A 12,671-nucleotide genomic window follows, 5' to 3' on the forward strand; every position below is an offset into this window, starting at 1 on the left:
AGATGATCAATCTCAAGAACGTTCGCAAGTTCTATGGCGCCCTGGAGGTCATCAAGGGCGTCGACATCACCGTCGAGGACGGCGAGTTCGCCGTGTTCGTCGGCCCGTCCGGTTGCGGCAAGTCGACCCTTCTGCGGATGATCGCCGGGCTGGAAGGCATCGACGACGGCGACCTCATCCTGAACGGCAAGCGCATCAACGATGTGCCGCCGGACAAGCGCGGCATCGCCATGGTGTTTCAGTCCTACGCTCTCTATCCGCATATGACGGTTGCGCAGAACATCGGCTTCTCGCTCAGCCTGAAGAAAGTGCCGGAAGCGGAAATCCGCAAGCAGGTCGAAGGCGTCGCCGAAATCCTGCAGCTAACTGACTATCTCGACCGCCGGCCCGCCGCACTATCCGGCGGCCAACGACAGCGCGTCGCGATCGGTCGCGCCATCATCAAGAAGCCGTCGCTGATCCTGTTCGACGAGCCGTTGTCCAACCTCGATTCCGCGCTGCGTGTACAGATGCGCGCCGAGTTGCAGCGCTTGCACCGCGAATTGAAGGCGACCGTCGTTTACGTCACCCACGACCAGGTCGAGGCCATGACCATGGCGGACCGCATCGTCGTCTTGAACAAGGGGCTTGTCGCCCAGCAGGGCGCGCCGATGGATCTCTATCACAAGCCCGACAACGAATTCGTCGCCACCTTCATCGGCTCTCCACGCATGAACACCGTTCCCGTGACGATCAGCAAGCCACGGGCCGGCGGGCTGCGCGTGCAGAGCCCGATTGGCTTGACGCTCGACCTGCCGGATGGCGCTGGAACGGTGCCCGAGGGGGCCGCCACGCTCGGTATCCGCCCCGAACACTTCAAGATCGCACCCGAGGGCCAGGGCAATTTCACGGCCGACGTCGTCGTTGTCGAGCGCCTTGGCGTCGAGACTTACATGACCGTCGGCTCCGAGGAGCAGCCGATCGTCGTGCGCGCCGAAGGCGATATCGCGGTGCGGCCGGGAGACCGCGTCTCGCTCACAGCCGATAGCGCCGCTTGCCATCTGTTCGACACCACCGGGCGCCTCATCCGCTCGGCTCAAGCATCCTAATCACGTTGATAACATCGAGGACATCATGACGATCAAGGTCACCATCTGGAACGAGGGACGCCACGAGCAGCTGCACAAGGAGGTTCAGGAGATCTATCCTGACCGCATCGACGGTGCGATTGCGGCAGGCATCGCACATCCGGATTTCGAGATTCGCCGAGGCACGCTCGATGATCCCGACGAAGGCCTGCCCGATTCAGTGCTCAACGATACCGACGTCCTGCTCTGGTGGGGCCATATGGCCCATGAGGACGTCAGCGACGGGCTGATCGACCGCGTCCAGCAGCGCGTGCTCAAGGGGATGGGGTTGCTCGTCCTGCATTCCGGGCACCACTCCAAGCTCTTCCGTCGCCTGATGGGCACCAATGCCAACCTCTCCTGGCGCGAAACGCCGGAGGGCGACCTCGAGCGCGTTTGGGTGGTTAATCCGTCTCACCCGATCGCCGAGGGACTGCCGCCCTATTTCGAGGTGAATGCATCGGAGATGTACGGCGAGCCCTTCGACATCCCGCAGCCCGACGAGCTGGTATTCATTTCCTGGTATTCGGGTGGCGAGGTGTTTCGCAGCGGCTGCACCTTCCAGCGCGGCCGGGGACGCATCTTCTTCTTCAGCCCCGGTCACGAGAGCTACCCGATCTATCACGACAAGACCATTCACAAGGTCATCTCGAACGGAATTCGCTGGGCAAAGCAGAACCACACCGACGGCCGCATCCTGGAAAACTGGCACCGCGCCGAGCCGCTGCATGGACGCCCCGCGAAAAAGGTCTGACACCTGCCGATCCGTTGGCTGAACACCGGCGCGGCCCATGGTCGCGCCGTTTTCGGCTTTGAGAAAGGCGTCGCCGGCTCCCGTTGCAAGTCCACAGCAATTCGGCCAATTTGACGTTGCCGGACGGGACACCAGTTTATCCTCCGCACAAGAAAGACGCTGGCCCGATCAGTTCCGGCAGCCATGCCGGCAACGTGTCAAACAGGATGAATGCGATGCAGCTGAAAGACCCCTCCCTTTTTCGCCAGGCCGCTCTTGTTGGCGGAGAATGGATCGATGCCGATCCCGCCAATGCGATCGAGGTGAATAATCCGGCCACCGGCGAGATCATCGGCCGCGTGCCCAAGCTCGGCGGTGCTGAGACGAAGACAGCGATCGAGGCCGCGCGCGTCGCGCAGAAGGGCTGGGCCGCGCGTACCGCCAAGGAGCGTGCCGGCATCCTGCGCAAGTGGTTCGATCTGATGATCGAGAACAAGGACGACCTTGGGCGCATCCTGACGCTCGAGCAAGGCAAGCCGCTCGCTGAAGCCACCGGCGAGATCATCTACGGCGCGAGCTTCATCGAATGGTTCGCGGAAGAGGCACGGCGCATCTATGGCGACCTGATACCGGGCCACCAGCCAGACAAGCGCATCATGGTGATGAAGCAGCCGATCGGTGTGGTCGCGGCAATCACGCCCTGGAATTTCCCGAACGCGATGATCACCCGCAAGGCCGGTCCGGCGCTGGCGGCTGGTTGCGCCATGGTGTTGAAGCCGGCATCGCAGACGCCGTTTTCGGCGATCGCGATCGCGGTGCTTGCCGAGCGCGCCGGCCTGCCGGCGGGACTTTTCTCGGTGCTGACAGGCTCCGCCGCCGCCATCGGCGCGGAGATGACGTCGAACCCCACGGTGCGCAAACTCACCTTCACCGGATCGACCGAAATCGGCGCCGAGCTCTACAAGCAGAGCGCGCCGACAATCAAGAAGCTCGGGCTCGAGCTCGGCGGCAATGCGCCGTTCATCGTCTTCGACGATGCCGATCTCGACGCCGCCGTGGAGGGAGCCCTGATCGCCAAGTTCCGCAACAACGGCCAGACCTGCGTCTGCGCCAACAGGCTTTACGTGCAGGATGGCGTCTATGACGCATTCTCCAAGAAGCTCGCCGAAGCCGTCGGCAAGTTGAAGATCGGCAATGGCTTCGATGAGGGCGTGATCCTCGGGCCGCTGATCGACGAGCCTGCGCTTGAGAAAGTCGAGGAGCATGTGGCCGATGCGCTCGCGAAAGGCGCCAACATCATCCAGGGCGGCAAGCCGCACGCGCTGGGCGGCACCTTCTACGAGGCCACCGTTCTCGCAAACGTCACGAAGGATATGGCGGTCGCGCGCGAGGAAACGTTCGGCCCGCTTGCTCCCCTCTTCCGCTTCAAGGACGAAGCTGATGTGATCGAACAGGCAAACGACACCGAATTCGGCCTCGCTTCCTATTTCTACGCCAAGGACCTCGCGCGCGTGTTCCGCGTGGCCGAGGCGCTGGAATACGGGATGGTCGGTGTGAATACGGGCCTGATCTCGACGGCGGAAGCGCCGTTCGGTGGCGTGAAGCTCTCAGGCCTCGGCCGCGAAGGCTCGCGATACGGCATCGAGGAGTTCACCGAGATCAAATATGTCTGCCTCGGCGGCATCAGCTGACGCAAGACCACGAAAGGCGCGCAAGCCGAATGGTTTGCGCGCTGGCGCTACCGTTTGATCCGGAAAACTGAAAGCTGAAGAACGCGTGGGCCAGAATAGAAAAAGCCTGCCGCGGGAGGAGGTGCGACAGGCTTTTCGAAAATAACCGAATGACAGCTGGGAGGAGGAGTGCTGTCATTCCCACAGGCGCCCTTGGGAGGAGGATAAGGCCACCTGCAACTCGAAGCTCTGCGGGAGGAGATGCATCGCTTCGATGATTTGTTTATACAGCAAGCGCGCTCAAATCATAGGCACAATTCTGCAGAACAGCTATGCGCTATGCGCGGGACGCGCAGCTTCTGTCGCGGATCTGCGCCACATGGCCGTTGCGGCGCAGATCGCCGGCCCCTTGGAATTTCCGCGTTTTCTGCTACCACGCGCCGGAAAACATGAGGAAACGCCGATGAGCGCCGCATTTTATCGTGCCTATGTTGTCGATCTAAAGGCACGTATCGACGATCTGCATACCGACCCCAGCGCCTATCAGACTTACGATCTGACAATGGAGCTGCTCGCCCAGAAAAATCTGATCAGCTACGCGATGAGCCGCAAGCAGAGCCAGGTGGACAGCCTGTTCTACCGTCGCGACACGGCAAGCGGACAGGGTACGCAAATGTCGCAGGAGACAGCGTACCGGGTATTCTCCGGCTTCTTCGGACTGGGCCAGTTCCTGGCGTCGACGGGCCGGGCCAACGGCCTCGGCGAGGAAGCGTTCGCGGAGACACTGACGGCGGGATGGGAATATCCCACCTGCGCGGTCCAGTTCGCCTACCGGAAGAAGGGCCGGCCGCGCGGTGCTTCGATGAAGATGCTGTTTGTCGGACTGAATGGTGACGCGGATGCCGCGACCTTCGAGGCCAAGCTCACGCAGCCCGAGCTCCTGATCGGAACACGACCGTTTTCCTCCACGGTCTTGTGGGAATGGAAGTGAAGTCGCCTTAGGCGGCCGGTGAGCGCCTGATATCGGCGAGCAGTTCCTGGGCAACGTCGCGCAGGAGACCAGCGACAGTTTCCAGAAAAGCGCCCATCGCTGAACCCGTGCGCCAGCAGATGCCGATCCGCCTGTTCGGCGATATGCCCTCGAAACGCAGCAGCCTGATATCCCGGACGCCGGATGCAGCGCGGCGAGCTCCGGCAGAAGCGTGATCCCGACATTGGCGCCGACCATCTGGCGCAGCGTCTCCAGGCTGGTGGCGCGAAACGAGGTGCGCTCGCTCGCACCCGACAAGCGGCACACATCGAGCGCCTGGTCGCGCAGGCAGTGCCCCTCTTCGAGCAGCATGAGGTCGTAACGATCGAGGTCCGCGAGCGTCAGCGACCGCCGCTTTGCCAGCGGATGCGTGCCGGGAACGGCGAGCAGGAAGTCCTCCTCGAAGAGAAACTCTGACTTCAGGTGATCGTCGTTGACGGGGAGAGCGAGGATGGCTGCATCGAGATTGCCGCTTCTGAGACGCGCCAGGAGCGCATCGCTCTTTTCTTCGATCAGCAGCGTCTCCAGCCGCGGGAACTGCCTATAGATGCGCGGCACCGCATGCGGCAGGAAATAGGGTGCAAGCGTCGGGAAGATGCCGAGACGCAGGGTGCCAACCTCCGGATTGAGGCTACGCAAGGCCGATGATTTGATCTCGGCGACCTCTTGCATGATGCGCCTTGCCCGCTTGACGGTATCCTCGCCGAACGGTGTCAGCATGACCGTGCGAGGCGTTCGCTCGATCAAGGGAGCGCCTAGCGTCTCTTCAAGCTTCCGGATCTGCGTCGACAGCGTCGGCTGGCTGACCAGGCACGCCTCGGCGGCCCGGCCAAAATGCCGGTGGTCCGCCAAGGCAATCAGGTACTCCAGCTCGCGAAGCGTCATTTCAGGACCGTGTCGATCAGCCTCAAGCCGCCTTCACCGCATCCTCGTCCGGGCTAGACGTGCGGATCAGATGATCAAAGGCCGCAAGCGATGCCTTGGCGCCCTCGCCGAGCGCAATCACGATCTGCTTGTAAGGCACCGTGGTGCAATCCCCCGCGGCGAAGACGCCGGGGACCGACGTCTGGCCGTGATGATCGACGATGATCTCGCCGCGCGGCGACAGTTCGATGGCGCCCTTCAGCCATTCGGTGTTCGGAAGCAGGCCGATCTGGACGAAAATACCTTCGAGATCAAGCCTGTGCCGCTGACCCGCAACGCGGTTTTCGTAGACGAGCCCGGTCACCTTCTGGCCGTCGCCCAGGACTTCCGTCGTCTTGGCGGAAAGCAGGATATCGACGTTGGGAAGGCTGCGCAGCTTGCGCTGCAAGACGTCGTCGGCACGCAGCTTGTTGTCGAACTCGATCAGCGTCACATGGCTGACGATGTTGGCAAGATCAATCGCCGCTTCAACGCCGGAATTGCCGCCGCCGATGACGGCAACGCGCTTGCCCTTGAACAGTGGACCGTCGCAATGCGGGCAATAGGCAACGCCCTTGTTGCGATACTGGTCTTCGCCGGGAACACCCACCTGCCGCCAGCGCGCGCCGGTGGACAGGATAACCGTCTTCGAGCGCAGCGTCGCGCCATTGGCGAGTTCGACCGCGATCATGTCCTTGCCGGGAACGAGCTTCTCAGCGCGCTGCAAGTTCATGATATCGACGTCGTATTGCTTCACATGCGCTTCCAGCGAGGCCGCGAACTGTGGGCCCTCGGTGTGCTGCACGGAGATGAAGTTTTCGATCGCCATCGTGTCAAGAACCTGACCGCCGAAGCGCTCGGCGGCAACGCCGGTGCGGATGCCCTTGCGAGCGGCGTAAATGGCCGCCGCAGCGCCGGCCGGACCGCCGCCGATGACGAGCACGTCATAGGCGTCGCGGCCATTCAACTTTTCCGCAGCGCGCGCAGCCGAGTTGGTGTCGAGCTTGGAGACGATCTCCTCGACTTCCATTCGGCCCTGACCGAACAGCTGGCCGTTGAGATAGACCGTCGGCACCGACATAACCTGGCGGCTTTGAACTTCTGCGGGGAACACGCCGCCATCGATCGCCACATGCTTCACGCGCGGGTTCAAGACGGCCATCAGGTTTAGCGCCTGCACGACGTCGGGGCAATTCTGGCAGGTGAGCGAGAAATAGGTTTCGAAGAGGAAATCGCCGTCGAGATCCTTGATCTGATCGATGATTGCCTGCTCCGTGCGCGGCGGGTGACCGCCGACCTGCAGCAGAGCGAGCACCAGCGAGGTAAACTCGTGACCCATCGGAATGCCGGCGAAACGCAGGTTGATGTCGTGGCCCGGGCTGGTCAGCGCGAAGGAGGGTGCGCGCTCGCCGTCATCGCGGGTTTCCACGACCGAGATCTTGTCGGAAAGCGCGACCAGTTCGGCCAGAAGCTCCGACATCTCTTTCGACTTGGCGCTGTCATTGACCGAAGCGGTGATCGCGATCGGGCGAACGACCCGTTCCAGATAGCCCTTCAACTGGGATTTCAGATTGTCGTCGAGCATGGGACACTCCGCTAAAAATGGATGGCCGCGCCGCGTTTAAGGCGCTGAATATGGTATTGGGTGCCGCCTTCCGCATGGACCGGAAGGCGGCTTGTCATTTGAACGTCAGATCTTGCCGACGAGGTGCAGCGACGGAGCGAGCGTCTTTTCGCCCTCTTCCCACTTGGCCGGGCAAACTTCACCCGGATGCGCGCGGACATACTGAGCAGCCTTGATGCGACGCAGCAGGTCGACGGCGTTGCGGCCAATGCCTTCGGCGGTGACTTCCATCGCCTGGATGACGCCATCGGGATCGACGACGAAGGTGCCGCGATCGGCAAGGCCTTCGGCTTCGCGCATGACCTCGAAGTTGCGGCTGATCGTTCCGGTCGGGTCGCCGATCATCGTGTACTGGATCTTGCCGATCGTCTCGGAGCTGTCGTGCCACGCCTTGTGGGTGAAGTGCGTGTCGGTCGAGACGGAATAGACCTCGACATCGAGGCGCTGCAGCTCGGCATAGTGATCGGCGACATCGCCGAGTTCCGTCGGGCAAACAAAGGTAAAGTCAGCAGGATAGAAGAAGAATACCGCCCACTTGCCCTTGGTGTCGGCATCGGTCACTTCAATGAATTTGCCCTGCTTGAAGGCCTGCGCCTTGAAGGGCTTAATGGATGTGTTGATAAGGGACATGAAGGCTCCTGTAAAATTGCTGCGAAGCGAAAAACCGCTTTCGCAGCGCAACATAAACAGGGGCCGGCGATAAATGAAATAGATAAAGAAAAATATTTCGATAGATAACCTCTATCGCAGGCCTGCGACGTGACGTTTATCAAGCGGCCGTCAAAAAGCCGCTTGATTCCGCGACGTCAACCGTTTCGATCACACCGATCGGCCGAGCCCGCCATCCACCTTGATATTTTGCCCAGTGATATATCCGGCACCTTCCGATGCCAGAAACGCGACGGTCGCCGCGATCTCTTCGCTCGTGCCATAGCGCTTCATCGGCACCGACTCGCGGCGTTCCTCGGTTGCCGGCAGGCTGTCGATCCAGCCCGGCAGGACGTTGTTCATGCGGACGTTATCTGCCGCATAGGTGTCGGCGAAGATCTTGGTGAAGGAGGCGAGACCGGCGCGGAAGACCGCCGACGTCGGGAACATCGCCGACGGCTCGAAGGCCCAGGCTGTGGAGATATTGACGATCGCGCCAGACTTCTGCGCCTGCATGATCGGCGTGACGATCCGGGTCGGGCGGATGACGTTCATCAGGTAGACATCCATGCCCTTGTGCCAATCCTCGTCGGTGATATCGAGGATCGGCGCGCGCGGGCCGTGGCCGGCGCTGTTGACGAGCACGTCGATGCGGCTCCAGGCCTGCATGGCGAGATCCACAAGGCGTTTGATATCGTCATTCGACTGGTTCGAGCCCGTGACGCCGACGCCACCGAGTTCCTCGGCCAGAGCCTCGCCTTTGCCCGAGGAAGAGAGGATGGCGAGCTTGAAGCCATCGGCCGCCAGACGCTTGGCGGCATCCGCGCCCATGCCGCTGCCGCCCGCTGTCACCAGTGCCACTTTTTCTACTGTCATGACATCCACCCTTTCGTCGTTTGTCTTGCGCATCGCGCATATTTTCAGCTTTGATGCCGCATGATACCATTGGTAAGGCATCGCTTCGAGCCAATTCGATTGGCATCAATCAGTAGAAAATCTATCGCATGAACGATCCGCTTTTTCGCTTTCCGCCGCTGAATGGTCTCCGCGCTTTCGAGGTCGCCGCCCGCCATCTCAACTTTCGCGCCGCGGCCGAGGAACTGGGCGTCACGCAGGCTGCCGTGGCGCAGCAGGTTCGCGGATTGGAGAAGGAACTGAACCTTGCCCTATTCGAGCGCCTCCCCCGCAAGCTTGCCTTGACCGAGGCCGGACGGGGCTATGCCGAAAGCATCCGGCGCGCCTTTGAACTGATCTCCGATGCGACCGCGACTTTGCGGCCGGAGCCGTTGCGGCTGACGATCAGCGTCACGCCGACTTTCGCGTCGAAGTGGCTGATCCCGAGGCTGCCCGATTTCCTGGCCGCCCACCCGGACCTCGATATGCGCATTCTCGCCAGCGAACGCGTCGCCAACTTCCAGTCAGATGACGTTGATATCGCCGTCCGGCTGGCGCGACCGCCCTTTCCGGCCTCGCTGGAGGCCGATCTGCTTCTCGAGCAAGAACTTGTCCCGGTTTGCAGTCCGGCGCTGATGCCGCCTACCGGTCGCCTCGACCCCGCCGATCTCGCGCGTTTCGTGTTGCTCCACGACACCCAAAATCAGTGGCCGGAATTCATCGCCACGATCGCGGGCGCAAGCCCTGTCGCCACATCGAAAAGCGTTCGATTCAACCAGACATCCCACGCCATCGAGGCCGCGCTTGCCGGCCAGGGCATCGCACTGGCAAGCGCGGTCTTCGTCAACGAGGATATCGCCGCCGGCCGTCTGGTGCCGGCTTTCAGGGAAACTACGCATGCGCACTCGGACTTTTACGTCGTCTCGCTCCGAAAGCCGAGGCAAGTCCAATCCGTTGCCAAGGTCAGGGCGTGGTTGCTTCATCATGCCGGCCTGAAAGGCTCCCGCCTCTCGTGAACAGGCCGGCATGTCTTGGCCGGTTCAGTGATAGTCGGGGATACCTGGCATCGTCAGGAAGCCCTTCACCGTGCGGACACGCCGGATCCAGCGGCGCAGCACCGGATACTCGTCATGATCGATCCCGTAGTCACGGCTGAGCGCGAAAGACGGGAACAGGGCAAGATCGGCAAGGGTCGCGTCCTCGCCCACGAACCATTCCTTCCCGTCAAAATGGCGGATCGTCATGTGATCATCCATGATGCGGAAGGCGGCGCGCGCCGATTGGTGAAGCGCATCCGTGTCTCCCGGCAGGTCGAACAGCGCCTGTAACCGCGCCTCGACGGCGGCTGCCAGCGACGTCTCAAAGAAGCTGAGCCAGTGGCTGAGCGCGCCGAAAGTGGCGGCATCATCGGGCAGCCAGCGCTTTGCCGGATCGTAGGCCTTCGCGAGATAGAGCATGATCGCGGTCGTACCGGAGAGGACGAACTCCCCATCGCGCATCACCGGTAGCGCGCCCCGCGGATTGAGCGCCAGCATCGGCGGCTTCCGGTGCTCCCCGCCCGGAAACATGTCGATCGGGACCGTCGACCACTCCAGTCCCAACACGGACAGCGTCAGGCGCGCGCGGTAACTCTGTTCGTCCAGTTCGTAATTGTAGAGCGTGATCGCGGACATCAGGCGACCTCTGCCTTGCGCGATTGCTCGAGCGCGTAGCGAAGGCGTTCGGCCCATTGCGCATAATGCTTCTGCTTGGCGCCACGATAGATCGCGGAAGCCCCGAGGATGATGATATGGGCAGCAGTCTTGGTGTCACGTATCTCCTGGAGACCGATCAGCAAGACGTCGTCTCCCAGGACGAGCCTGCCCGTCTCCGCCGTCAGCGCGGTCATTCCCGCACGCACAAAAGCATCCCTGACGTCTTCAACGGAGCGATCGACGTAGAGACTGCGAACGGGTGTGGCCTCCGACGCGTCCATACATGGCATCATGCTCGCTTCATCGGTCGTCGCCCAGACGATCCCGAATTTCTCCTGGGCGAGATAGGTCGGGACCTTGATCGTCTGCGGCACGTCCAGCGTCGGGTGTGCGGGAATATAGCGACATTGACCGGCGGCGTCGTATTGCCACCCGTGGTACAGGCAGGCGATATGATCGCCTCGTACGAATCCGAAGCTCATGCGCATGCCGCGATGCGGACAGCGATCCTCCCAGACATGGGCCTTCCCGCTGCTGTCGCGCCAGACGACGATCTCGCTGCCTTGGACAATCGCGCCCGCCGACGTGCCCGCCTCGATGGACGATGACAGCGCAACCGGCACCCATCCTTCACTCAATTTCATGTTCCACTCCTGTTGGCGCCGCCGCGCTCGATATCGAGTATGAGGCAATCATAGGGGCCAAGACTGCAGGCCATTTCGAAGGCATCCACGAGATCCTCCTGGCCTTTCACCAAGAGCGTCGCGGACGCTCCGTCGCAAGTATCGACATTAATCGCGAGATCCAGGCGACGGGCGCGGTGAAGCGCGAATTCGATGAAGCTCTCGCGAACGAGCCGCCCCCGAAATATGAAGCGTGCGCATTCGATCACCCCCGACATTCCTTGCCTATCGCCCGCAACAACCGCAACCCATGTTTAAGAATTAACCGAAATGCACAATAACGTATCATGCCCTCATTTTGTGCATTCTAGCCATTGTCGCGCGCGAAATTCAAGTCGGCTCAACTCTGTTCGTTGGTATCGAACTTTGCCGCCATTGAAAAAGCACGCCGGAAAATCGCCGGTTGGCCGCGCGATGCGCACACATCAACGGGGCGGCGGATTGGCATGATTGTTGCGTCGAGAGAGTTCGGGCCAAGACAATCGCAGAACTAGCGCGATCATTCGCGCCAAACAAGTGAGGGGACTAAATGATCGACCTGCGCGCACTCTCCCGCCGCGGATTTCTGAACATGGCAGCCGCCGGCGCCGCCGCGACCATGCTGCCATCAGGCTTCGCACATCAGGCGTTCGCCGCTTCGGCGTTTCCCGCAATCAAGGAAGAGGACGCGGTCGTTGGCTTCGGCCATGTTGGTCCGATCTCCGATGAGGGCTGGACCTGGGCACACCATCAGGGGCTGCTGGCCGTCAAGGAAGCCTATCCCAAGCTGAGGAAGGTCCTGGAAGTCGAGAACGTCCCCTACTCGGCCGACGCGACGCGCACCTATCGACAGTTCGTCTCCGAAGGCGCGAACATGATCTTCGACACCTCGTCCAGCGGTGACTTCCTGCATGAGGTCGTCAAGCGCGCGACCGACGTGGCCTTCATGGAATGCAACGGCCACGTCACGATGGACAATCTCGGCTGGTATTATCTTGCGCATTGGTATCCGACCTATGTGCTCGGCGTTGCCGCGGGCCATCTGTCAAAGACCGGCAAGCTTGGCTACGTGGCCTCGTTCCCGGTTGCCTCGGTCTACGCTTCGACCAACGCCTTCCTGATGGGCGCGCGCACAGTCAACCCGAACGCAACGGTGCAGACGATCGTTATCAACTCCTGGTTCGACCCGCAGGCGGCAACGCAGGCTGGCACCGCCCTGATCGATAATGGCTGCGACTTCCTGTTCGGCATCATGGACGAAGCGGGCTATCTGCAGGTCGCGGAAAAGCGCGGCGTATGGGCAGCCATGTGGAACACCGACATCCGTCGCTACGGCCCGAATTCCTACGTCTCGTCGATCCTGATCGACTTCACCAAGTTCTACGTCGATCAGGTCGCCAAGCGTCTTGCGGGCACCTGGGCGCCGAGCGAGCAGCTGTTTGCGATGGGCGCCGGCGTCGATCGCGACAAGTGGGGCGACAAGGTCCCGGCGGACGTTGCCGCGGCAGCCGATGCGGTACGCGACAAAATCATGAGCGGCTGGTCGCCGTTCACCGGCGAGCTGAAGGATGCGACCGGCAAGGTGCGCGTCGCCGCCGGCCAGAGGATGACCGAGGTCGAACTCTACAACTGGGATTGGTCCGTTGAAGGGGTCACCGGCCTGTCCGCCTGATCCAAGAATGCCCAAGAAAGTGAGCCCGGCCGCCA

The 12,671-nt window shown here is 61.7% G+C and carries 12 protein-coding genes; 5 read left to right on the forward strand and 7 right to left on the reverse strand.

Annotated elements, in window-relative coordinates; genetic code table 11:
• Positions 1-2 precede the first annotated feature (2 nt).
• The 3 genes from ACCD05_RS02905 (at position 3) to gabD (ending at position 3,530) form a co-directional block, all read left to right on the forward strand.
• Complete coding sequence (locus ACCD05_RS02905) at positions 3-1,088, forward strand: sn-glycerol-3-phosphate ABC transporter ATP-binding protein UgpC (RefSeq protein WP_112949723.1); 1,086 nt, start codon at positions 3-5, stop codon at positions 1,086-1,088.
• Between the two features lie 25 nt (positions 1,089-1,113).
• Positions 1,114-1,860: a ThuA domain-containing protein gene (locus ACCD05_RS02910; RefSeq protein ID WP_112949722.1), complete on the forward strand. Its 747-nt coding sequence runs from the start codon at positions 1,114-1,116 to the stop codon at positions 1,858-1,860.
• Positions 1,861-2,075: 215 nt separating this feature from the next.
• Entirely contained in the window at positions 2,076-3,530 is a 1,455-nt protein-coding gene (gene gabD / locus ACCD05_RS02915; RefSeq protein ID WP_112949741.1) for an NADP-dependent succinate-semialdehyde dehydrogenase, read from the forward strand.
• 478 nt (positions 3,531-4,008) lie between these two features.
• Here the strand turns inward: gabD and ACCD05_RS02920 are convergent, their stop codons facing one another.
• The 4 genes from ACCD05_RS02920 to ACCD05_RS02935 all read right to left on the reverse strand — a co-directional run bounded on the left by ACCD05_RS02920 (position 4,009) and on the right by ACCD05_RS02935 (position 8,590).
• Complete coding sequence (locus ACCD05_RS02920; RefSeq protein WP_413391090.1) at positions 4,009-5,424, reverse strand: LysR substrate-binding domain-containing protein; 1,416 nt, start codon at positions 5,422-5,424, stop codon at positions 4,009-4,011.
• Positions 5,425-5,446: 22 nt separating this feature from the next.
• The gene (gene ahpF / locus ACCD05_RS02925) at positions 5,447-7,027 is read right to left on the reverse strand and encodes an alkyl hydroperoxide reductase subunit F (protein ID WP_112988761.1); all 1,581 of its coding nucleotides are present in this window, start codon (positions 7,025-7,027) and stop codon (positions 5,447-5,449) included.
• A 105-nt stretch (positions 7,028-7,132) separates the two neighbouring features.
• Entirely contained in the window at positions 7,133-7,696 is a 564-nt protein-coding gene (gene ahpC / locus ACCD05_RS02930) for an alkyl hydroperoxide reductase subunit C (RefSeq protein ID WP_111560530.1), read from the reverse strand.
• Positions 7,697-7,885: 189 nt separating this feature from the next.
• Entirely contained in the window at positions 7,886-8,590 is a 705-nt protein-coding gene (locus ACCD05_RS02935) for an SDR family oxidoreductase (protein WP_111560947.1), read from the reverse strand.
• Between the two features lie 128 nt (positions 8,591-8,718).
• On the opposite strand from ACCD05_RS02935, the gene gcvA reads away from it, so the two are divergent.
• Complete coding sequence (gene gcvA / locus ACCD05_RS02940) at positions 8,719-9,624, forward strand: transcriptional regulator GcvA (protein WP_112949720.1); 906 nt, start codon at positions 8,719-8,721, stop codon at positions 9,622-9,624.
• Between the two features lie 24 nt (positions 9,625-9,648).
• Here gcvA and ACCD05_RS02945 read toward each other — a convergent pair whose 3' ends face one another.
• The 3 genes from ACCD05_RS02945 to ACCD05_RS02955 are packed head-to-tail and all read right to left on the reverse strand — an operon-like array spanning position 9,649 to position 11,203.
• Positions 9,649-10,281 (reverse strand): glutathione S-transferase family protein, encoded by a 633-nt coding sequence (locus ACCD05_RS02945; RefSeq protein ID WP_112949719.1) that lies wholly within the window; start codon positions 10,279-10,281, stop codon positions 9,649-9,651.
• Positions 10,281-10,946, reverse strand: coding sequence for a Rieske (2Fe-2S) protein (locus ACCD05_RS02950; RefSeq protein ID WP_112949718.1), 666 nt, complete (start codon positions 10,944-10,946; stop codon positions 10,281-10,283). The genes ACCD05_RS02945 and ACCD05_RS02950 overlap by 1 nt, the downstream gene beginning before the upstream one ends.
• Complete coding sequence (locus ACCD05_RS02955) at positions 10,943-11,203, reverse strand: hypothetical protein (protein ID WP_112949717.1); 261 nt, start codon at positions 11,201-11,203, stop codon at positions 10,943-10,945. Before ACCD05_RS02955 ends, ACCD05_RS02950 begins: the two co-directional genes overlap by 4 nt.
• A gap of 311 nt (positions 11,204-11,514) precedes the next feature.
• On the opposite strand from ACCD05_RS02955, the gene ACCD05_RS02960 reads away from it, so the two are divergent.
• Positions 11,515-12,636, forward strand: coding sequence for a BMP family ABC transporter substrate-binding protein (locus ACCD05_RS02960; RefSeq protein WP_111560535.1), 1,122 nt, complete (start codon positions 11,515-11,517; stop codon positions 12,634-12,636).
• The last annotated feature ends 35 nt before the right edge of the window (positions 12,637-12,671 follow it).

Origin of the sequence: Rhizobium sp. Rhizsp42 (assembly GCF_047304155.1) — a bacterium.
In the GTDB taxonomy this organism is placed as follows: Bacteria; Pseudomonadota; Alphaproteobacteria; order Rhizobiales; family Rhizobiaceae; genus Rhizobium.

Bases quoted from the DNA above. Each gene is read 5' to 3' on its own strand.
- ACCD05_RS02905 (WP_112949723.1), top strand. From the start codon at position 3: ATGATCAATCTCAAGAACGTTCGCAAGTTCTATGGCGCCCTGGAGGTC.
- ACCD05_RS02910 (WP_112949722.1), top strand. From the start codon at position 1,114: ATGACGATCAAGGTCACCATCTGGAACGAGGGACGCCACGAGCAGCTG.
- gabD (WP_112949741.1), top strand. From the start codon at position 2,076: ATGCAGCTGAAAGACCCCTCCCTTTTTCGCCAGGCCGCTCTTGTTGGC.
- ACCD05_RS02920 (WP_413391090.1), bottom strand. From the start codon at position 5,424: ATGACGCTTCGCGAGCTGGAGTACCTGATTGCCTTGGCGGACCACCGG.
- ahpF (WP_112988761.1), bottom strand. From the start codon at position 7,027: ATGCTCGACGACAATCTGAAATCCCAGTTGAAGGGCTATCTGGAACGG.
- ahpC (WP_111560530.1), bottom strand. From the start codon at position 7,696: ATGTCCCTTATCAACACATCCATTAAGCCCTTCAAGGCGCAGGCCTTC.
- ACCD05_RS02935 (WP_111560947.1), bottom strand. From the start codon at position 8,590: ATGACAGTAGAAAAAGTGGCACTGGTGACAGCGGGCGGCAGCGGCATG.
- gcvA (WP_112949720.1), top strand. From the start codon at position 8,719: ATGAACGATCCGCTTTTTCGCTTTCCGCCGCTGAATGGTCTCCGCGCT.
- ACCD05_RS02945 (WP_112949719.1), bottom strand. From the start codon at position 10,281: ATGTCCGCGATCACGCTCTACAATTACGAACTGGACGAACAGAGTTAC.
- ACCD05_RS02950 (WP_112949718.1), bottom strand. From the start codon at position 10,946: ATGAAATTGAGTGAAGGATGGGTGCCGGTTGCGCTGTCATCGTCCATC.
- ACCD05_RS02955 (WP_112949717.1), bottom strand. From the start codon at position 11,203: ATGTCGGGGGTGATCGAATGCGCACGCTTCATATTTCGGGGGCGGCTC.
- ACCD05_RS02960 (WP_111560535.1), top strand. From the start codon at position 11,515: ATGATCGACCTGCGCGCACTCTCCCGCCGCGGATTTCTGAACATGGCA.